The following is a 17,671-nucleotide window of genomic DNA, read 5'->3' on the forward strand; positions in this document are numbered from 1 at the left end:
CAATGCCGCGTTGTAGTCTTTCCAGTTGGTCGTTCGGTACTTCAGCTTTACGGGAGCAATCATGCCGTCAGTTTACCCGTGCTGCGCCTCGGCCGCTGATGGGCCGATTTGTGCAACAAAGCCATCGCCAGATGGGACGTATGCACACGATTAGAAGCGTTTTAAGCAGCTTCAACACATATTGGACCGTTCCCAACCAGCATTCTGAAAGCGCCGTATAGGGCGTCCCGTAGCCTCCTAAACCCATACAGGTTCAACAGCCCTATGAACCCATTGAGCCAGCAGGTCCAAACGATACCCTTGCCCATACCGAGCGCCATTCCCCTGCGTCGTATGCCCAAGGATTTGATCCTGAACGGAATCGGGACACTCAACCGCACGCAAGAGGTCTTTCATGGAGTGCCGTAGGCTGTGGCAAGTCAGTCCCGATCCTTCAAGGCCAGCACGGTTGTTGATCCATTTATTCAGGGTTGCCGAAATCGAATTGACATTGCACTTCGTTGCAGTAGTGTAACGGGGAAACAGGAATTCGGAATCATTGCTGAGGGCTTGGGCAGCCCTAATAGCTTCAATAGCGCGAGGCGTCAGGGGAACCTTACGCACAGTGGCCTTATCATTTTTCAGTGAGCGCCAAGGGTGCACTTTGAGGTCGATGTAGGGAGTTTCGGTATCCAGATAAACATCGGAGGATGCCAAGCCTGCGATTTCTCCCAATCGGCAGCCAGTTTCAGCCACGATTGAAATGACACAGCGGGGCTGGTCCCAGCCATTCTTCTTGATAACCCATTCATCCACTGCATGGTGCAGTGATTTCAACTGGTTCATTTCAAAAGGAAGGCGCTTCTCGGAATCCTTGCCAGCATTAGGAATCTCTACGCCCGAAAACTGATTCCTAATGTCGAGTTCGTTTTCCTTGATGGCACGTTTTACCGCAGCATTGATGCCATTTAAATAGCGTGAAACAGTCGCGGTCGTAATCGACTTACCGTCCTTGTTGTGTCCACCAGCCAATAGCCACTTCACGAATTCATTTACATCTTGCCGACGGATCGACCCGAGCGGCAGGTCCGATTTAAAGAAATCCATCAGATACCCAAAGGCAATCTTTGCTGACCTCGCACTTTTCGCTGTACGGGACGCAAAATACTGCTCACGGCAGTCGCTTAGGGTGAACTCCCTGCGACCTTGGGCGATCTGGAACGCCGTAGCAACAGCAGGCGACAGATGGGGATCAATATCCCGCCTTGGATTGATCGGGTGACCCTGTTCGTAGGCTTCTTGTAGATCGTCCTTTACCTTGCGGGGGAGACTTTCCTCAACGCTATCGAAGAAATGGCCTAGTGCCTCTTCATCCTGCTTGGGCGCAGTAGGGTCAATCCCCCAATTCCTGAGTAGCGATTCCGCTTGAACCACCGTGCCAGCCTTGGAGGGCTTACGCAACTGTTCCCATTCCTCGTCGTGCTGTGCTGCCAGCTTGGCAACCATGGGGGCTGCCACCCTAGGGTCCGTAGTTTGAAGACTGATTACAATTTGCGACCGACCAGCCCACTTAGACCCCGAGACTTCCAGCAAGGGTTTAATGTCATCAGGGATGCGGCGACGATAATAGAGAAGAGAACTGTTAGGTTTCTTCCAGACGTGTTTCAGTTTGATGGAAACAGTAGGGGATAGGGGAAATTGTGGCATATGTCAGCATGAGTGATACGGGTATGAACCCAAATGTGATACCACTCGTACTGAAATTATCCATAAATCCCATTTAAATCAATGACTTACGAAACTTGAGGAAGTGAAACTGGTGCCGACTGCAGGACTCGAACCCGCCACCTGATGATTACAAATCAACTGCTCTACCTGATGAGCTAAGTCGGCACATGATCGTTGAACAACAATTATACGCTATTTGATCCGGGTCAAGGTCGGCCGTCCACCCTTCTTGGGCGGCTCATCATCCCCACCAGGAGCAGTGGGCGGCGCATCCGCCACCACCGGCGAATCCACACCCTTCGACGGCACCGCCGACAGGGCAGGCGCAGCCGGCGCACTCTCAACGGAAGCACCCGACGACTGTTCATCAGCCTCCGGCGCAGCACCCACCTCGAACGCCATTCCCTGCCCATTCTCATTGGCATAAATCGCCAACACGTTATGAACCGGGATATAGATCTCCCGCGACACGCCATTGAAGCGCGCGCGGAAGTGGATCGCGTCGTTGTCCATCTTCAGCCCCGACGTCGCGCCGTAGCTGATGTTCAGGATGATCTCGCCCTTGCGAACATATTCCATCGGCACGGTGGTCCCGCCATCGACCTTGACGGCGATATAGGGCGTGAAGCCGCTGTCCGTGCACCACTCGTAGATGGCGCGCAGCAGGTAGGGTTTGGTGGAGATCTCTGCCATGGTGATGTTGTCTAGAAATACAGGCGTTTGCGCCAGTTTACCGGAATCGTCCGACGGACGTCCAAAACCGGCGCGTGTGAAGCGATACAGCGAACAGGGCAGGATACAAAAATCCCACCCCAGAACACATCAACGACGCATCACTTTCTCGGACGGGGTCAGCGCCTCGATGTACGCCGGACGCGAGAAGATACGCTCCGCATACTTCATCAGCGGCGCCGCGGTCTTCGACAGCTCGATGCCGTAGTGGTCCAGGCGCCAAAGCAGCGGGGCAATCGCCACGTCCAGCATCGAGAACTCGTCACCCAGCATGTATTTGTTCTTGAGGAACAGCGGAGCCAGCGTGGTCAGGCGATCGCGGATTTCCGCGCGGGCCTTGTCGTGGTTCTTGTCGTTCGCCTTGTTGCGCTCGCTTTCCAGCGTGTGCACGTGGACGAACAGCTCTTTCTCGAAGTTGAACAGCATCAGGCGGGCACGGGCGCGCATCAGCGGGTCGGCCGGCATCAGTTGCGGGTGCGGGAAGCGCTCGTCGATGTACTCGTTGATGATGTTCGATTCGTACAGGATGAGTTCGCGCTCGACCAGGATCGGCACCTGGCCGTACGGGTTCATGGTCGAAATATCTTCCGGCTTGTTGAACAGGTCGACGTCGCGCACTTCGAAGTCCATGCCCTTTTCGAACAGGACGAGGCGGCAGCGTTGGGAGAACGGGCACGTGGTGCCGGAGTAGAGAACCATCATGGTTTATAGTTCCTTAAGAAACAAAGGGGTGTAGCGCCAGGGGAACTTTAGTGGCTCCCTAACACTCACCCCAGAAAAATGATTGCCCGTATTATAGCCAACCGGGCAAGGAAAACGAATTACTTCACTTCTTTCCAGTACGATTCGTTCAAACGCCAGGTCAAAAAGACGAATACGGACAGGAAGAGCAGCACGATCACGCCCAGCTTTTTGCGGGTGGCCTGGGCCGGTTCGGCCATCCAGACCATATACGCGACCAGGTCGGCGGTGGCTGCATCGAACTCCTGCTGGCTCATGGTGCCGGGCGACACTTGCTCGAAGCCGGCGAACTTGTGCACCATCTTGCCCGGCTCATGCGGATCGGCCTCTTCGGCGAACTTGGCGGTACGAATCCCCTGCTGCTGCCACATCGCATGCGGCATCGCAACATTGGGCACCACCATATTATTCCATCCGGTCGGACGGGTTTCGTCCTGGTAGAAGCTGCGCAGATAGGTGTAGAGGTAGTCGGCGCCCGAGCCGACCGGCGACGCCTTCGCGCGTGCGATCACCGACAGGTCCGGCGGCACCGCGCCAAACCAGGCCGCCGCATCTTTCGGGCGCATCGCCGTCGTCATCATGTCGCCGACCTTGTCGGCAGAAAACAACAGATTGTCACGAATCTGGTCTTCCGACAGCCCCAGGTCGCGCAGGCGGTTGTAGCGCATCGAGGCTGCCGCATGGCAATTCAAGCAATAGTTGACGAAGATCTTGGCGCCATTCTGCAGCGACGCCATGTCATTACGGTCCGGTGCACGGTCCAGCGGGATGCCGCCCTCGGCGGCGAAAGCCAGTCCCGGCACCAGCGCCAGGACTGCAATCAGTTTCTTTGCAAACAATTTCATGTCGTGTCCTTGTGCTCTTGTCCGGTGATCAATGCGGGGTGAAGGTGACACGGGTCGGCACCGGCTTGAAGGTGCCCATCGTGCTCCACCATGGCATCAGGAGGAAGAACGCAAAGTAGGCCAGCGTGCACACTTGCGACAGGATGGTGAAGGCCGGGGTCGGCAGCTGGGTGCCCAGGTAGCCCAGGGTCACGAACACGAGCGCAAAGACGGCATAGATCCATTTATGCCAGCTCGGACGGTAGCGCAGCGATTTCGCAGGCGAGTGGTCGAGCCAAGGCAGGCCGGCAATGATCATCACCGACGAACCGAACAGCACCACGCCCCAGAATTTCGCGTCCAGCACCTGCGGCAGCATGCCGATCACCAGCAGCAGGCCGACCACGGCGATGATCGCCTTGGTGCGGAAGTGCAGGCGCGATTTCAGCCAGATGAAGGCCACGTACAGGGCGATGCCGATCATCAGCACGTACATGAAGTCGGCCGTGGTCGCGCGCAGCACCGAGTAGAACGGGGTGAAGTACCAGGTCGGCGCGATGTGCGGCGGCGTCTTCATCGAGTCGGCCGGCAAGAAGTTGTTGTACTCCAGGAAATAGCCGCCCATCTCTGGTGCGAAGAACACGACCGCCGAGAACAGCAGCAGGAACACCGACACGCCGAACAAGTCCTTGGTGGTGTAGTAGGGGTGCGACGGGATGCCGTCCAGCGGATGGCCGTCCGGGCCCAGGGTTTCCTTGATCTCCACGCCGTCCGGGTTGCTCGAGCCGACTTCGTGCAGCGCCGTCAGGTGGGCGGCCACCAGGCCCAGGATCACCAGCGGCAGTGCGATCACGTGGAAGGCGAAGAAGCGGTTCAGGGTGGCGTCGGAGACGACGTAGTCGCCGCGGATCCACAGCGACAGGTCTTCGCCGATCACGGGGATCGCGCCGAACAGGTTGACGATCACCTGGGCGCCCCAGTACGACATCTGCCCCCATGGCAGCAGGTAGCCGAAGAAGGCCTCGGCCATCAGGCACAGGAAGATGCCGAAGCCGAACAGCCAGACCAGCTCGCGCGGCTTGCGGTAGGAGCCGTACATCAGCCCGCGCGCCATGTGCAGGTAGACCACGATGAAGAAAGCCGAGGCGCCGGTCGAGTGCAGGTAGCGCACCAGCCAGCCCCAGGGGACTTCACGCATGATGTATTCGACCGAGCCGAAGGCCAGCGCGGCGTCCGGCTTGTAGTGCATCGTCAGGAAGATGCCGGTGACGATCTGCAGCACCAGCACCAGGGCCGACAGCGAACCGAACAGATACCAGACGTTGAAATTCTTGGGGGCGTAGTACTTGCCCCATTGATCGTTCCACAGCTTCGATGCGGGGAAGCGGTCATCGACCCAGGCCAGGGCTTTCTGGGCCACCGGTGCGTCGGCCGGCAGCTTGGTCTCCTTGAATGCGCCCATCTTATGCCTCGCCTTTCTCGTCTTTGCCGATCACGAGCTTGTTATCGGACAGATACATATACGGAGGGACATCCATATTCGTCGGCGCCGGCTTGTTCTTGAACACGCGCGCCGAAAGGTCGAAGGTCGAACCGTGGCAGGGGCAGAGGAAGCCGCCCGGCCAGTTGTCCGGCAGGTTCGGCTGCGGGCCGGAGGCCAGGCGGGAAGAGGGCGAGCAGCCCAGGTGGGAGCAGATGCCGACCGTGACCAGCACTTCCTTGTGCTCGGCGCGCGAGCGGAACGGATTCTTGGCGTATTCCGGCATCGGCAGCTGGAACACATTGTCGGAGGCGGGATCGGCCAGTTCGCCCTGGTCCTTCTCGAGCGTGGCCATCATTGCGGGTGTGCGGCGCAAGATCCAGACCGGCTTGCCGCGCCATTCGACGACTTTCATTTCACCGGGAGCGACGTCGGAGATGTCGACTTCAACCGGGGCTCCCGCCGCTTTTGCGCGCTCGGAAGGCTGGAAGGTGCTGACCAGGGCTCCCGCCGTGGACACACCGACGACGCCACCGGCCGCACATGTCGCGACCAGCAATCCGCGTCGGCCCGGATCGACCTGCTTTTCATTACTCATACCAACCCCACTCCGTGAATATACGAATTTTAAGAATTAATAGCGAGCTTCCAGCATCCAAAATTATATGTGAACGGCAATACCTGAGGGAAAAAAATTGTCTGGGCTACACGCTTTGGCAGAATGGTCTTTTGTGCTCTTGCAGCATTTGGCCGAAAGACAGCCTTTGGAGCGTTCGGGTATCATGCAAAGGCTTGTATCAACAACAACGAGGGAGTCCCAAATGGCGATGATGGAAGAGTTCAAGAAGTTTGCGATGCGCGGCAATGTCATTGACCTTGCCGTCGGTGTGATCATCGGTGGCGCGTTCGCGCGCATTACCGACTCGCTGGTCAAGGACGTGGTCATGCCGCCGATCGGCGCCGTGCTCGGTGGCCTCGACTTCGCCAACTATTATATTCCTCTCAATAACCAAGGCTATAACCTCCCCTTGGCAGAGGCGCAAAAGGCCGGTGCTGTGTTGGCATACGGTAATTTCCTGACCATTTTGCTGAACTTTATCCTGCTGGCCTTCATCATCTTCCAGATGGTGCGCGTGATTAACCGCCTGCGCGGTCCGGCCGAGGAGCCGAAGCCGGCTGCGGCGCCAGTCACGCCGGAAGATATCGTCCTGCTGCGCGAAATCCGGGATTCCCTCAAAAAGTGAAAGACGACCTGGTCCACGAACTCCGGCGTCCGCATCCCCTGCGACGCTTCTGGTTGCTGTTCGCGCAAGCGGTGACGATTGCGCTGGCGGCCTGGTTCGTGGTGGCCGCCCTGCGGCCCGAGTGGCTCGACAGGCCAGATAGTGTCGCGGTCGGCACGCCGGGCAATCCGGTGCCGATGCTGCAGGCGCCGCCGCGGGCGGCGGCCGGCAGCTTCCGCGATGCCGCCGCCAAGGCGATGCCGGCCGTGGTCAATATCTATACCAGCAAGGCTTCGCGCCAATCGCATCCCCTGCTGAAAGATCCGTTCTTCCGCCGTTTCTTCGGCGACCGCGCGCCGCCCGACGAGCAGCTGGCCAGCCTCGGCTCCGGCGTCATCGTCAGCAGCGACGGTTATATCCTGACCAATTTCCACGTGATCGATGGCGCCGACGCGATCGAGGTCGGTCTCGCCGACGGCCGCAAGGCCACGGCGCGCCTGGTCGGCACTGATCCCGAGACCGACCTGGCCGTGATCCGCGTGAGCGAGCGCAACCTGCCGGTGATGGTGCTGGGCGACCCCGAGGGCGCGCGCGTGGGCGATGTGGTGCTGGCGATCGGTAACCCGTTCGGCGTCGGCCAGACCGTCACCCTGGGCATCATCTCGGCGCTGGGCCGCAACAACCTGCACATCAACCATTTCGAGAATTTCATCCAGACCGATGCCGCGATCAATTTCGGCAACTCGGGCGGCGCCTTGGTCGATACCGATGGCCATTTGCTGGGCATTAATGCGGCCATCTATTCGCAGACCGGCGGCTCGGTCGGGATCGGCTTCGCGATTCCCGTATCCACCGCCAAGACCGTGCTCGATTCGATCGTCAAGCATGGCAGCGTGGTGCGCGGCTGGATCGGCATCGAATCGCAGGACATCACGCCCGAGCTGGCCGACAGTTTTGGCTTGGCCAAGCGCAGCGGCGCCATCATCGCCGGCGTGGTGCGCGGCGGGCCGGCCGATCGCGCCGGCATCTTGCCGGGCGATATTCTGGTGGCGGTTGGCGGCGAGCAGGTGGCGGACACCAGCGAGATGCTGAACCTGATCGCCCAGCTCGAACCTGGCGCCAAGACGCAAATGACGATCCTGCGCAAGCGGCGCGAAGCCACGGTCGACGTGACCGTGGGCCGCCGGCCGCGCCAGGCGCCCTGAACTTTTCTATCGATACCCCGGACCACCATGCATCTGCGCGACCTGACGCAATTTCTCACCGAACTGAGCGAAAACAATAACCGGCCCTGGTTCCTCTGGAATAAGCCGCGCTACGACATCCTGCGCACCGAATTCGAGGAAACGGTCACCGAACTGATCAAGGCCCTGACCAGATTCGATAAGCAGGTGGCGGCCTGCAATCCCAAGAAGGCGATGTTCCGCATCCACCGCGACACCCGCTTCTCGAAGGACAAGACGCCCTATAAAACCCGGTTCTCGGCCGGCATCACCCCGCACGACAAGCGCCGCCCGAGCGCGGGCGGCGGCTCGACCTATTATTTTCATATCGAACGCGATGGCACGCTGGGCTTCGGCGTGGGCGAGTACCTGCCGCCGGCGCCGCGCCTGAAGGCGATCCGCGAGCACGTGGTCAACGATGCGACGGGTTTCGCCAAAGTATTGAAGAATAAGAATCTTCGCGCCACCTATAACGACATGCTGGAAGAGGACAAGTTGCAGCGTCCTCCCAAGGGCTTCGATCCCGACCACCCGCATGTCGATTACCTGAAACTGAAAAGCTTCTTTGTGTGGACCGAGGTGAAACTGGACCTGAACGCACCGGATCAACTGGTGCCGCGGTTGGCGCAAGGATTCCAGGACGCCTATGCGCTGGTCAGCTGGCTGCGCAGCGTGCCGGAACCGCAAGAGGAAGCGACAAACGCATAGAGGAGGGCGACATGGCCTTGCATCACGCAGTATCCGGCGAAAAGATTGCTTTGCAACGCGGCGACGACGACATCGCCCATTTCACCTCGGTGGCCCTGGTCAAGACCGAGCATATGGAACTGATCCGGCTGGTGCTGCCGGTCGAACGGCCGATCCCCGAGCACCGGGTCGATGGCGAAGTGACCATCGTGTGCCTGGAAGGCGAGATCGCGGTCGATGCGCACGACAAGACCACCAATCTGCAACCGAGCGAGATGGTTTATCTGGCGGGCGGCGTGCCGCATACGATCCGCGCCGTGTCGGATGCGGTGGCGCTAATGACCATCCTGATGGGACCCGAACGTTCGGGCGGCCCAACGTAATGTAGGGTTGGCGGCTCCGCCGCCGATCCTACGTGCCGCGGCCGCTCGGTCAAATCATCACGCCAACTCCACCCGCGGATCCCGCGCCAGCAACTGCGCCGCCATCTGCGCCGCATCCACGCCGTCGAACAGCACGCTGGCCACCGCCTCGGTGATCGGCATGTCCACTTCCATCCGGCGCGCCAGTTCGCGCACGGCCTTCGCGCACGGCACGCCTTCGGCCACATGGCCCAGTTCCGCCACGATCGTGTCCAGCGCCTTGCCCTCGGCCAGCGCCAGCCCCACGCGACGGTTGCGCGACAGGTCGCCGGTGCAGGTCAGGATCAGGTCGCCCATCCCCGAGAGGCCCATGAAGGTGCCCGGCTGCGCGCCGAGCGCCAGCCCCAGGCGGGTGATTTCGGCCAGGCCACGCGTGATCAGCGCGGCTCTGGCATTCAGGCCCAGGCCCAGGCCATCGGCGGCGCCGGTGGCGATCGCCATCACGTTCTTGACCGCGCCGCCCACTTCCACGCCGACCAGATCGTCGTGCGAGTAGACGCGCAGGTTGTCGCCATGGGCCGCCGCCACCACCCGCTCGCGCAGTTCGGCATTCGAAGATGCCACGGTCAGCGCGCACGGCAGGCCGCGCGCCACTTCCTGGGCGAAGGAAGGGCCGGACAGCGCCGCACCCGGCACGCTGTCGCCCAGCACCTGCGCCACCACCTGGTGCGGCAACAGGCCGGTGCCAGCTTCGAAGCCCTTGCACAGCCAGACGACGTTCGGGATGGCGCGGCCGCGCAATTGCTCCAGCAGCGGGCGCAGGCCGGCCACCGGGCAGGCCAGGATCAGCAGCGGCGCGTCTTCTTCGCGGCCGGAGGCCACATGGGCGATCGCCGCCTCGAAGTCGGCGCTCACGCGCAAGGCGGGCGGCAGCGGATGGCCCGGCAGGTAGGCCAGGTTGTCGCGCGCGGCATCGGTATCCGCCATCTGCTGGGGATTGCGGCCCCACAGCAGCACGTCGTGGCGCGCGGCCAGGGCGATGGCGACGGCGGTGCCCCAGGCGCCGGCGCCGAGGACGGTGATCTTGGTATTGGGTTTGTTCTGTTGCATGGAACTCCTGGAGTGGATTTACAGGCCCCAGATGTCCGAGACCTTGATATAGCCGATGATGCCGTCGCGATGGCGCACGCGCGCCCAGACGAGGGCATGGGGATCGACCAGTTCAAGTAAAACGCCCTTGTCGGCAGTCATCAGGACCGCCGAGGTTTCATCGGGGCCGGAATGGACCCGGCCGCCGGGCGTGCGTACCAGCACATTGCGTTGCACAGCCAGCGATTTTGCCGGCGTCCAAGCCACGTCGCCGTTCATGTCGCGCACCTTGACCCAGTCGCCATAGGCGATCATGACCTGCAGCGGCATGCCGGGCGGCGCCAGATAGAGTTTGTTTCCCTTGGCCGATGGCGTCCCGTACAGGATCGCCGGGGCGGTGCCGACCGTCCTGAAATCGAAGGCGTGAGCGCTTGGCGCGGCCAGCACTGTCATTGCCAACAGTGGAGCAGCTGCAAGAAGTCGGGAAGGGAGCATGGCGGGCCTGGGGTTGTAGGTGGAACCGCGACGCCGGAGGGCTGGCACGGACGCGACCTGGGCCGCGTCCGTGATGGTGATGCTTAGTTTGCCGGTGCGGCGGCAGCTGCTTCGGCCATGGCCGCGGCGCGCTGCTGGTAGAACGCTTCGAAGTTGATCTCGGCCAGGTGCACTGGCGGGAAGCCGGCACGGCTGATCACGTCGGCGATATTCGCGCGCAGGTATGGGTAGATGATGTTCGGGCAGCCGATGCCCAGCAGCGGATCCATCTGCTCGGCAGGGATGTTGCGGGCTTCGAAGATGCCAGCCTGCTTGCCTTCCACCAGGAACGCGACCTTGTCCTTGACCTTGGCGGTGACGGTGATCGTCACGGTCGACTCGTAGATGCCTTCGGCGATGCTTTCGGCGCCGACGTCGAGCGACACTTCGATTGCCGGCGCTTCCTGTTCCAGGAAGATCGATGGCGAATTCGGTTGCTCCAGCGACATGTCTTTCAGGTAGACGCGTTGGATTTGGAATACTGGTTGCAGAGTTTCGTCAGACATGGAACGCTTTCTAATAATAGTGAGGAACGGCTGGCCATCCCGGGTGCTTGGGTCAAACGCGACGACAATTGTAGCAAAACCAACTTGGAAGCAATAGCGGCTTTGCCGCCCGCCGCCGCGTTCAGCCCAATTAGCTTACTCGCCCTTGAGCATCGGGTCCAGGCGTCCGGCCTGGTCCAGCGCATACAAATCGTCGAAACCGCCGACGTGGGTGTCGCCAACGTAGATCTGCGGCACGGTGCGGCGACCGGTGCGCTGCATCATGATCTGGCGCTGTTCCGGGTCGAGGTCGACGCGGATACGTTCGATGTCGTGCACGCCCTTGGCTTCGAGCAGGCGCTCGGCGCGCACGCAATAAGGGCAGGCTGCGGTGTGGTAGAGAACGACGTGGGCTGTCATGCTGAATCCTTTCGTTTCTGCCGGGCCCGAACACCGGGCCGGCGGGTTTACTTGGTGACCGGCAGTCCTGCAGCCGTCCAGGCCGTCAGGCCGCCTTCCAGGCTGTGGACGTCTTCGAAGCCGGCCGCCTGCAATTGGCGTGCGGCCTTGTCGCCACGGGCGCCGGTCTGGCACACCACCACGACGGTACGGTTCTTCGACTTGTCCAGTTCGCCGATGCGATTGCCCAAGTCTGCCAGCGGGATGTGTTTCGCGTCGCGCAGGTGGCCTGCCGCGAATTCTTCCGCGCTGCGTACGTCGACCACGGTGGTCTTGCCGCGGTTGATCATCTGCGTCACCTGCAGCGGCGTCGCGCGTTTTCCGCGCGGCGCCAATGCCGGCCACAGCAGGGCGACACCCGAAATCACGGCGATCGCAACAACGAAGATATTATCGAGTAAGAAATTCACAAGGGTTCCGATTGGTTGAACTGAATCGGGGCATTATAAAATAGATGCCGGACCGGACTTCAACCAGAATTTTTCGAGAAGAGACTGCTACATGTACAAGATCGTATTCATGCGCCATGGCGAATCCACCTGGAACCTGGAAAACCGCTTCACCGGCTGGACCGACGTCGACCTGACCGAAAAAGGCGTGGCCGAGGCGAAAACCGCCGGCCGCGTGCTCAAGGAAGCCGGCTTCACCTTCGACGTGGCCTATACCTCGGTGCTCAAGCGCGCCATCCGCACCCTGTGGCTGGCAATGGACGAGATGGACATGATGTACCTGCCGGTCAAGAACGACTGGCGCCTCAACGAACGCCACTACGGCGCCCTGCAGGGCCTCGATAAGGCCGAGACCGCCGCCAAGTTCGGCGACGAGCAGGTGCTGGTCTGGCGCCGCAGCTACGACACCCCGCCGCCGGCGCTGGAGAAGGACGACGAACGCACCTCGTTCGGCGACCCGCGCTATGCGACGCTCACCGACGAGCAGATCCCGCTGACCGAATGCCTGAAGGACACCGTAGCGCGCGTGATGCCGGCCTGGAACGACGAAATCGCCCCCGCGATCCGCGCCGGCAAGAAGATCCTGATCTCGGCCCACGGCAACAGCCTGCGCGCCATCATCAAGATGCTGGACAATATCAGCGACGCCGACATCGTCGGCCTGAACATCCCCAACGGCCAGCCGCTGGTGTATGAGCTGGACGCCGACCTGAAGCCGATCAAGCACTACTACCTGGGCGACCAGGAAGCGATCGCTGCCGCCATGGCGGCCGTGGCCAACCAAGGGAAGGCAAAGTAAGTCTTGCATTTGCCATTCACGAAGGGAGCCGGCAGCGTACTCTTGAGTACGTTGCTGGCGGTCGCGCTGTCCGGCGCGTTTTCTACCGATGCCTGGGCCCAGCGCCAGACCGAGCGCAGCCGCCAGAAGGCGGCGGCCGAGAAGCAGCGCGCCGGCATCCAGCAAAAGCTGCAGGCGATCAAGCGCGACATCAGCCAGACCGAAAGCGCCAAGGAAGACGCGGCCGACACGCTGGCCGAGTCCGAGGCCGCCATTTCCGACGCCAACCGGGCGCTGCGCGACCTGCAGGAAGAGCAGGGCGCCACCAACACGCGCCTGCAAGAACTGGCCGCGCAGCAGGAACAGCTGAACCAGACCATCGCTGCCCAGCAAAAGCAGCTGGCCAAGCTGTTGCGCGAACACTATGTGGCTGGCAACGAAGACCGGATCAAGCTGCTGCTGTCGGGCGACAACCCGAACCGCATCAGTCGCGACCTGCAGTTGATGGCCTATGTCTCCCAGGCCCAGGCGCGCCTGCTCGGCTCGCTGCGCGGCAACCTGGCGCAAGTCGAGGCCAATCGCGACAAGGTCGAGAACGCCCAGCAAGAGCTGGAAGAAATCGCGCAAGAGCAGCTCGACCAGAAGGCGCTGCTGGAAAAGGAAAAAGCCAAGCGCGCCGCGCTGCTCAACACCTTGTCGACCCGCCTGGCCGACCAGCGCAAGCAGGCCGACCGCCTGGAGCAGGACGAAGAACGCATGTCGGGCCTGGTCACCCGCCTCGAACGCCTGATCCGCGAGCAGGAAGAAGCCGAACGCAAGCGCCAGGCCGCCCTGGCCGCCGCGCGCGCCAAAGCCAAGGCAGCAGCCGAGGCCAAGGCGAAGGCGCTGGCGGCCGCGCGTGCGAAAGCGGCGGCCGAAAAGGCCGAGCGCGACCGCGAACGCGAGCGCATCGCGCGCGCGAACGCCAAGCCGGGCGCCAAGCCGCAACCGATGCCCGAGCCGATCAAGGAAGCGCCGATCCTGGCCCAGGAGCCGGACCAGGAAGACACCCGGGCGAGCGAGCCGCCGCCGCCGATCCTGGGGCCGGCCGCAGCCAGCGGCTCGTTCACCGCGCTCAAGGGCCGCATGGCCAGCCCGGTCAACGGCACGGTCGCGGCCCGTTTCGGCGGACGCCGCGGCGACGGTCCGACCTGGAAGGGCAATTTCATCAAGGCCGCCGAAGGATCCGAGGTGCGCGCCGTGGCGCCGGGCCGGGTGGTGCACGCGGACTGGATGCGCGGCTTCGGCAACCTGATCATCATCGACCACGGCGACGGCTACCTGTCGATCTATGGCAATAACCAGTCGCTGCTCAAACGTCCCGGCGACAGCGTGCGCGCCGGCGAGGCGGTGGCCAGTGCCGGCAATACCGGTGGCAACGAGGAATCGGGGCTATACTTTGAGCTCAGGCATCGCGGCAAGGCGATCGATCCCGCAGGCTGGGTCAGGTTCTAAACAAGGTACAACATGGGCATGAAAGCAAAGCATTTCGGGCTGGTCGGCGTGGGCGTCCTGGTTGGCGTGGCGGCATCGTTCCAGCTGTCTGCCCATGCGCAAAAGGCCGGCGCGCCCTTGCCGCTCGACGAGCTGCGCCAGCTGGCCGACGTGTATGGCCTGATCAAGACCGACTACGTCGAGCCGGTGGAAGACAAGAAGCTGCTGTCGGAAGCGATCGGCGGCATGGTCGCCTCGCTCGACCCGCACTCGGTCTACCTCGACCCGAAGGCCTTCCGCGACATGCGCGAAGCGGTGCAGGGCAAGTTCGTGGGCGTCGGCGTCGAGATCTCGAACGAGGATGGCTATATCAAGGTGGTGTCGCCGATCGAGGATACGCCCGCCTTCAAGGCCGGCATCAAGCCGGGCGACCTGATCACCCGCATCGACAATGTCCCCGTGCGCAATATGTCGTCCGACGAGGCGATCAAGCGCATGCGCGGCAAGGTCGGCAGCAAGGTCACGCTCACCATCGCCCGTCCCGGCGAAGACAAGCCCTGGGTGGTGCCGATCGCGCGCCAGGAAATCAAGGTCGTCAGCGTCAAGGCCAAGATGGTCGAGCCCGGCTATGCCTGGCTGCGCATCAGCCAGTTCCAGGAAAACACCCTGGACGAGCTGGCCAAGAAAACCAAGGAACTGTACGCCGAACAACCCGACATCAAGGGTCTGGTGCTCGACCTGCGCAACGACCCGGGCGGCCTGCTGCCGGGCGCGATCGGCGTCTCGGCGGCCTTCCTGCCGCAGCCGGACCAGGTGATCGTCAGTACCAAGGGCCAGATCGCGGATTCGAACCAGGACTTCTATGGCCGGCGCGAATTCTACGCCCAGCGCGGCGACCCGCTGGCGGGCTTGCCGGCCGGCCTCAAATCCGTGCCGATGGTGGTGCTGGTCAACGGCGGCTCGGCATCGGCTTCCGAAATCGTGGCCGGCGCCCTGCAGGATTACCAGCGCGCGATCGTGATGGGCAGCCGCACCTTCGGCAAGGGCTCGGTGCAGACCTTGCGGCAATTGTCGGAAGACACCGCGATCAAGCTGACCACGGCGCGCTACTACACGCCGAAGGGGCGGCCGATCCAGGCCACCGGCATCGAGCCCGATCTGCGCGTGGACGAGAGCGCCGAGGGCGACCTGCTGAATGCGCTGCGCGTGCGCGAAGCGGACCTGCAGCGCCACCTGGCGGCCGAAGGCGAGAAGGAAGCCGCGCCCAAGGACCAGAACCCGAGTCTCGCGCAGCAGCAGCGCGCACTGGCCCTGCTGAAGGACCGCAAGCCGATCGAGTTCGGCGGCCAGGACGATTTTCAGTTGGCGCAGGCGATCAAGCACTTCAAGGGCTTGCCGGTGCAGCTGGCCAAGGGCGTGCCCGACGAAGACAAACCCGCGCCGGCGCCGCTGCCGGGGGCGGAGCATAAATTGCCTGAATTGAAAGCGCCGCCGAAGAAATGATGTCGGGGTGACCCTTTGAACGACAACCAGCTCCTGCGCTACTCGCGCCACATCCTGCTCGACGACATCGGCATCGAAGGCCAGCAGCGCCTGCTCGAGGCCCATGCCCTGGTGATCGGCGCCGGCGGCCTCGGCTCGCCGGCCGCCCTCTACCTGGCCTCTGGCGGCATCGGCCGCATCACCCTGGTCGACGACGACACGGTCGACCTCACCAATCTGCAGCGCCAGGTCATGCACACGACCGAACGCATCGGCCAGCCCAAGGTCGATTCCGGGCGCGCGGCCCTGTTGGCGATCAATCCCGAGATCGATGTGGTCGCCCTGAACGAACGGGCCGGCCCCGAGCGCCTGCTGGCGCTGGCGCGCACGGCCACCGTCGTGCTCGACTGCAGCGACAACTTCGCTACCCGCCACGCCGTCAACCGCGCCTGCGTCGCGGCCGGCGTGCCGCTGGTGTCGGGCGCGGCGATCCGCTTCGATGGCCAGCTGTCCGTATTCGACCCGCGCCAGCCCGACGCCCCGTGCTATGCCTGCCTGTTCCCTGAAGACAGCGGCTTTGAGGACGTTGCCTGCAGCACCATGGGGGTGTTCGCCCCGCTGGTCGGCATCGTCGGCGCGGTCCAGGCCGCCGAAGCGATGAAGCTGATCGCGGGCATCGGCGAGCCCCTGGTCGGTCGCCTGCTCATGCTGGACGGGAAATTCATGGAGTGGACTGGCGTCAAGGTGGCGCGCAATGCCGCTTGTCCGGTATGCGCCACGCGCGGTAGCGGACCGAACGAGGTTTGATGAGGGGCGGCTTAAGGGTACGGATCCAAGGTGTCATGACGAGCGTAGGTAGCTTACAATTGCACACCCGCCGCCGGTAGCGATGTAATCATTCGCACAATTTTGTACGCAGATTCATCCGCAGTATTATCTTGTCATATTTCGGCCCTATACTGTCCCGGCTCCACCGATTCACCAGCCTAATCACACTGCATATGAATTTCCAACGTACACAACGTCGCGCCCGCGGCTTTACCCTGGTCGAGATCATGGTCGTCGTGGTCATCATCGGCATCCTCGGCGCACTGGTCGTGCCTAAATTGCTGGGCCGCACGGGCGAGTCGCGCGTCACTGCCGCCAAGGTCGACATCGCCACCATGATGCAGGCCCTCAAGCTGTACAAGCTCGACAACCAGCGCTATCCGACCACCGAGCAGGGCCTGAATGCCCTGATCGCCAAGCCGACCTCCGGCCCGGCCGCCAACGGCTGGAAAGAAGGCGGCTACATCGAGAAGCTGCCGAAGGATCCGTGGGGCAATCCCTACCAGTACCTGTCGCCGGGTGTGAAAGGCGAGATCGACGTGTTCTCCTACGGCGCCGACGGCCAACCGGGCGGCACCGGCGAGGACGCCGACGTCGGTTCCTGGCACTAAGACATCCTTCCCATGCCGGCCTGGCGCGCGCGGGGCGCATCCTCCGGCTTCACCCTGGTGGAGCTGCTGGTCGTGATGGTCATCATCGGCATCACGCTGGGACTGGCTACGCTGAACGCCCTCCCGAGCCCGCGCCAGGACCTCGAGAACGAGGCCAAGCGCATCGCGCTGCTGCTGCAGCTGGCGCGCGACGAAGCCATCGTGCGTAACCGCCTGGTCGCGTTCGAGGCCAACGGCGAGCGCTACCGCTTCATGGTGCGCGGCGACACCGGCTGGGAGCCGGTCACGCGCGACGACCTGCTGCGCGAGCGCAGCTTCAAGAATCCGCCGCTGCGGCTCGTGCTCGAACCATCAGGCACCGGCGGCCCGGACATGCTGCGCATCACCTTCGGGCGCGAGCCGGTCGACCGTCCCTTCGTGCTGACCCTGGCCTCGGGCGCCAATGCGGTCGCGATCCGCGCCGACGGCGTCGGCCACTTTACCGTCGAATGATGTCGAGGATCA

The 17,671-nt window shown here is 62.5% G+C and carries 21 protein-coding genes and 1 tRNA gene; 10 read left to right on the forward strand and 12 right to left on the reverse strand.

All coding sequences use genetic code 11. From position 1 onward, the window contains the following. Positions 1 to 237 precede the first annotated feature (237 nt). The 7 genes from J3U95_RS26660 to petA form a co-directional block, all read right to left on the reverse strand. A complete protein-coding gene (locus J3U95_RS26660; RefSeq protein ID WP_307728415.1) occupies positions 238 to 1,686 on the reverse strand; it encodes a DUF6538 domain-containing protein in 1,449 nt (482 codons plus the stop codon). A 110-nt stretch (positions 1,687 to 1,796) separates the two neighbouring features. Next, positions 1,797 to 1,872, reverse strand: a tRNA-Thr gene (locus tag J3U95_RS26665). 27 nt (positions 1,873 to 1,899) lie between these two features. Continuing rightward, complete coding sequence (locus tag J3U95_RS26670; protein ID WP_208281555.1) at positions 1,900 to 2,400, reverse strand: ClpXP protease specificity-enhancing factor; 501 nt, start codon at positions 2,398 to 2,400, stop codon at positions 1,900 to 1,902. 129 nt (positions 2,401 to 2,529) lie between these two features. Continuing rightward, positions 2,530 to 3,141, reverse strand: a complete 612-nt coding sequence (locus J3U95_RS26675; protein WP_005663771.1) for a glutathione S-transferase N-terminal domain-containing protein — start codon at positions 3,139 to 3,141, stop codon at positions 2,530 to 2,532. Between the two features lie 119 nt (positions 3,142 to 3,260). Further along, positions 3,261 to 4,025 carry a cytochrome c1 gene (locus J3U95_RS26680; protein WP_208281556.1) on the reverse strand — a complete coding sequence of 255 codons (765 nt, stop codon included), beginning with the start codon at positions 4,023 to 4,025 and terminating at the stop codon, positions 3,261 to 3,263. A 28-nt stretch (positions 4,026 to 4,053) separates the two neighbouring features. Further along, a complete protein-coding gene (locus tag J3U95_RS26685; RefSeq protein WP_208281557.1) occupies positions 4,054 to 5,466 on the reverse strand; it encodes a cytochrome b in 1,413 nt (470 codons plus the stop codon). 1 nt (position 5,467) lies between these two features. Then, entirely contained in the window at positions 5,468 to 6,082 is a 615-nt protein-coding gene (gene petA / locus J3U95_RS26690) for a ubiquinol-cytochrome c reductase iron-sulfur subunit (RefSeq protein WP_071360824.1), read from the reverse strand. A gap of 223 nt (positions 6,083 to 6,305) precedes the next feature. Between petA and mscL the strand changes: the two genes are divergently transcribed. Genes mscL through J3U95_RS26710 form a run of 4 tightly spaced genes read left to right on the forward strand, consistent with a single transcriptional unit; the run spans position 6,306 to position 9,000 of the window. Next, complete coding sequence (gene mscL / locus J3U95_RS26695) at positions 6,306 to 6,728, forward strand: large conductance mechanosensitive channel protein MscL (protein ID WP_208281558.1); 423 nt, start codon at positions 6,306 to 6,308, stop codon at positions 6,726 to 6,728. Positions 6,729 to 6,766: 38 nt separating this feature from the next. Next, a complete protein-coding gene (locus J3U95_RS26700; protein ID WP_208281579.1) occupies positions 6,767 to 7,912 on the forward strand; it encodes a Do family serine endopeptidase in 1,146 nt (381 codons plus the stop codon). A gap of 27 nt (positions 7,913 to 7,939) precedes the next feature. Then, the gene (locus J3U95_RS26705; protein WP_208281559.1) at positions 7,940 to 8,638 is read left to right on the forward strand and encodes a DUF2461 domain-containing protein; all 699 of its coding nucleotides are present in this window, start codon (positions 7,940 to 7,942) and stop codon (positions 8,636 to 8,638) included. An 11-nt stretch (positions 8,639 to 8,649) separates the two neighbouring features. Then, positions 8,650 to 9,000 (forward strand): cupin domain-containing protein, encoded by a 351-nt coding sequence (locus J3U95_RS26710; protein ID WP_208281560.1) that lies wholly within the window; start codon positions 8,650 to 8,652, stop codon positions 8,998 to 9,000. Positions 9,001 to 9,057: 57 nt separating this feature from the next. On the opposite strand, the gene J3U95_RS26715 is transcribed toward J3U95_RS26710, so the two are convergent. The 5 genes from J3U95_RS26715 to J3U95_RS26735 form a co-directional block, all read right to left on the reverse strand. Further along, a complete protein-coding gene (locus tag J3U95_RS26715; protein ID WP_208281561.1) occupies positions 9,058 to 10,089 on the reverse strand; it encodes an NAD(P)H-dependent glycerol-3-phosphate dehydrogenase in 1,032 nt (343 codons plus the stop codon). A gap of 18 nt (positions 10,090 to 10,107) precedes the next feature. Next, positions 10,108 to 10,521 carry an SH3 domain-containing protein gene (locus tag J3U95_RS26720; RefSeq protein WP_208281580.1) on the reverse strand — a complete coding sequence of 138 codons (414 nt, stop codon included), beginning with the start codon at positions 10,519 to 10,521 and terminating at the stop codon, positions 10,108 to 10,110. Positions 10,522 to 10,646: 125 nt separating this feature from the next. Continuing rightward, the gene (gene secB, locus J3U95_RS26725) at positions 10,647 to 11,108 is read right to left on the reverse strand and encodes a protein-export chaperone SecB (RefSeq protein WP_159628228.1); all 462 of its coding nucleotides are present in this window, start codon (positions 11,106 to 11,108) and stop codon (positions 10,647 to 10,649) included. Between the two features lie 135 nt (positions 11,109 to 11,243). After that, on the reverse strand, positions 11,244 to 11,507 hold the full coding sequence (grxC, locus tag J3U95_RS26730) for a glutaredoxin 3 (protein ID WP_005663754.1): 264 nt from the start codon (positions 11,505 to 11,507) through the stop codon (positions 11,244 to 11,246). 47 nt (positions 11,508 to 11,554) lie between these two features. Further along, entirely contained in the window at positions 11,555 to 11,956 is a 402-nt protein-coding gene (locus J3U95_RS26735) for a rhodanese-like domain-containing protein (protein ID WP_109345534.1), read from the reverse strand. A 91-nt stretch (positions 11,957 to 12,047) separates the two neighbouring features. Between J3U95_RS26735 and gpmA the strand changes: the two genes are divergently transcribed. From gpmA to J3U95_RS26765, 6 genes are all read left to right on the forward strand, one after another. After that, a complete protein-coding gene (gene gpmA / locus J3U95_RS26740; RefSeq protein ID WP_208281562.1) occupies positions 12,048 to 12,794 on the forward strand; it encodes a 2,3-diphosphoglycerate-dependent phosphoglycerate mutase in 747 nt (248 codons plus the stop codon). Positions 12,795 to 12,836: 42 nt separating this feature from the next. Next, on the forward strand, positions 12,837 to 14,267 hold the full coding sequence (locus J3U95_RS26745) for a murein hydrolase activator EnvC family protein (protein ID WP_208281563.1): 1,431 nt from the start codon (positions 12,837 to 12,839) through the stop codon (positions 14,265 to 14,267). A 12-nt stretch (positions 14,268 to 14,279) separates the two neighbouring features. Next, positions 14,280 to 15,749 carry a S41 family peptidase gene (locus J3U95_RS26750; RefSeq protein ID WP_208281564.1) on the forward strand — a complete coding sequence of 490 codons (1,470 nt, stop codon included), beginning with the start codon at positions 14,280 to 14,282 and terminating at the stop codon, positions 15,747 to 15,749. A 15-nt stretch (positions 15,750 to 15,764) separates the two neighbouring features. Continuing rightward, positions 15,765 to 16,535 carry a HesA/MoeB/ThiF family protein gene (locus tag J3U95_RS26755; RefSeq protein ID WP_208281565.1) on the forward strand — a complete coding sequence of 257 codons (771 nt, stop codon included), beginning with the start codon at positions 15,765 to 15,767 and terminating at the stop codon, positions 16,533 to 16,535. Between the two features lie 194 nt (positions 16,536 to 16,729). Then, complete coding sequence (gene gspG, locus J3U95_RS26760; protein ID WP_208281566.1) at positions 16,730 to 17,167, forward strand: type II secretion system major pseudopilin GspG; 438 nt, start codon at positions 16,730 to 16,732, stop codon at positions 17,165 to 17,167. 12 nt (positions 17,168 to 17,179) lie between these two features. Beyond that, a complete protein-coding gene (locus J3U95_RS26765; RefSeq protein ID WP_208281567.1) occupies positions 17,180 to 17,659 on the forward strand; it encodes a GspH/FimT family pseudopilin in 480 nt (159 codons plus the stop codon). The last annotated feature ends 12 nt before the right edge of the window (positions 17,660 to 17,671 follow it).

The organism is Massilia oculi, assembly GCF_017582745.1.
GTDB classification, from domain to species: Bacteria; Pseudomonadota; Gammaproteobacteria; order Burkholderiales; family Burkholderiaceae_D; genus Telluria; species Telluria oculi_A.

What these genes read in the sequence shown, in the direction of transcription:
- grxC (WP_005663754.1), bottom strand. Translation starts at nt 11,507, where the DNA reads ATGACAGCCCACGTCGTTCTCTACCACACCGCAGCCTGCCCTTATTGC.
- petA (WP_071360824.1), bottom strand. Translation starts at nt 6,082, where the DNA reads ATGAGTAATGAAAAGCAGGTCGATCCGGGCCGACGCGGATTGCTGGTC.
- J3U95_RS26710 (WP_208281560.1), top strand. Translation starts at nt 8,650, where the DNA reads ATGGCCTTGCATCACGCAGTATCCGGCGAAAAGATTGCTTTGCAACGC.
- J3U95_RS26765 (WP_208281567.1), top strand. Translation starts at nt 17,180, where the DNA reads ATGCCGGCCTGGCGCGCGCGGGGCGCATCCTCCGGCTTCACCCTGGTG.
- J3U95_RS26680 (WP_208281556.1), bottom strand. Translation starts at nt 4,025, where the DNA reads ATGAAATTGTTTGCAAAGAAACTGATTGCAGTCCTGGCGCTGGTGCCG.
- J3U95_RS26715 (WP_208281561.1), bottom strand. Translation starts at nt 10,089, where the DNA reads ATGCAACAGAACAAACCCAATACCAAGATCACCGTCCTCGGCGCCGGC.
- mscL (WP_208281558.1), top strand. Translation starts at nt 6,306, where the DNA reads ATGGCGATGATGGAAGAGTTCAAGAAGTTTGCGATGCGCGGCAATGTC.
- J3U95_RS26750 (WP_208281564.1), top strand. Translation starts at nt 14,280, where the DNA reads ATGGGCATGAAAGCAAAGCATTTCGGGCTGGTCGGCGTGGGCGTCCTG.
- gspG (WP_208281566.1), top strand. Translation starts at nt 16,730, where the DNA reads ATGAATTTCCAACGTACACAACGTCGCGCCCGCGGCTTTACCCTGGTC.
- gpmA (WP_208281562.1), top strand. Translation starts at nt 12,048, where the DNA reads ATGTACAAGATCGTATTCATGCGCCATGGCGAATCCACCTGGAACCTG.
- secB (WP_159628228.1), bottom strand. Translation starts at nt 11,108, where the DNA reads ATGTCTGACGAAACTCTGCAACCAGTATTCCAAATCCAACGCGTCTAC.
- J3U95_RS26675 (WP_005663771.1), bottom strand. Translation starts at nt 3,141, where the DNA reads ATGATGGTTCTCTACTCCGGCACCACGTGCCCGTTCTCCCAACGCTGC.
- J3U95_RS26705 (WP_208281559.1), top strand. Translation starts at nt 7,940, where the DNA reads ATGCATCTGCGCGACCTGACGCAATTTCTCACCGAACTGAGCGAAAAC.
- J3U95_RS26720 (WP_208281580.1), bottom strand. Translation starts at nt 10,521, where the DNA reads ATGACAGTGCTGGCCGCGCCAAGCGCTCACGCCTTCGATTTCAGGACG.
- J3U95_RS26660 (WP_307728415.1), bottom strand. Translation starts at nt 1,686, where the DNA reads ATGCCACAATTTCCCCTATCCCCTACTGTTTCCATCAAACTGAAACAC.
- J3U95_RS26685 (WP_208281557.1), bottom strand. Translation starts at nt 5,466, where the DNA reads ATGGGCGCATTCAAGGAGACCAAGCTGCCGGCCGACGCACCGGTGGCC.
- J3U95_RS26670 (WP_208281555.1), bottom strand. Translation starts at nt 2,400, where the DNA reads ATGGCAGAGATCTCCACCAAACCCTACCTGCTGCGCGCCATCTACGAG.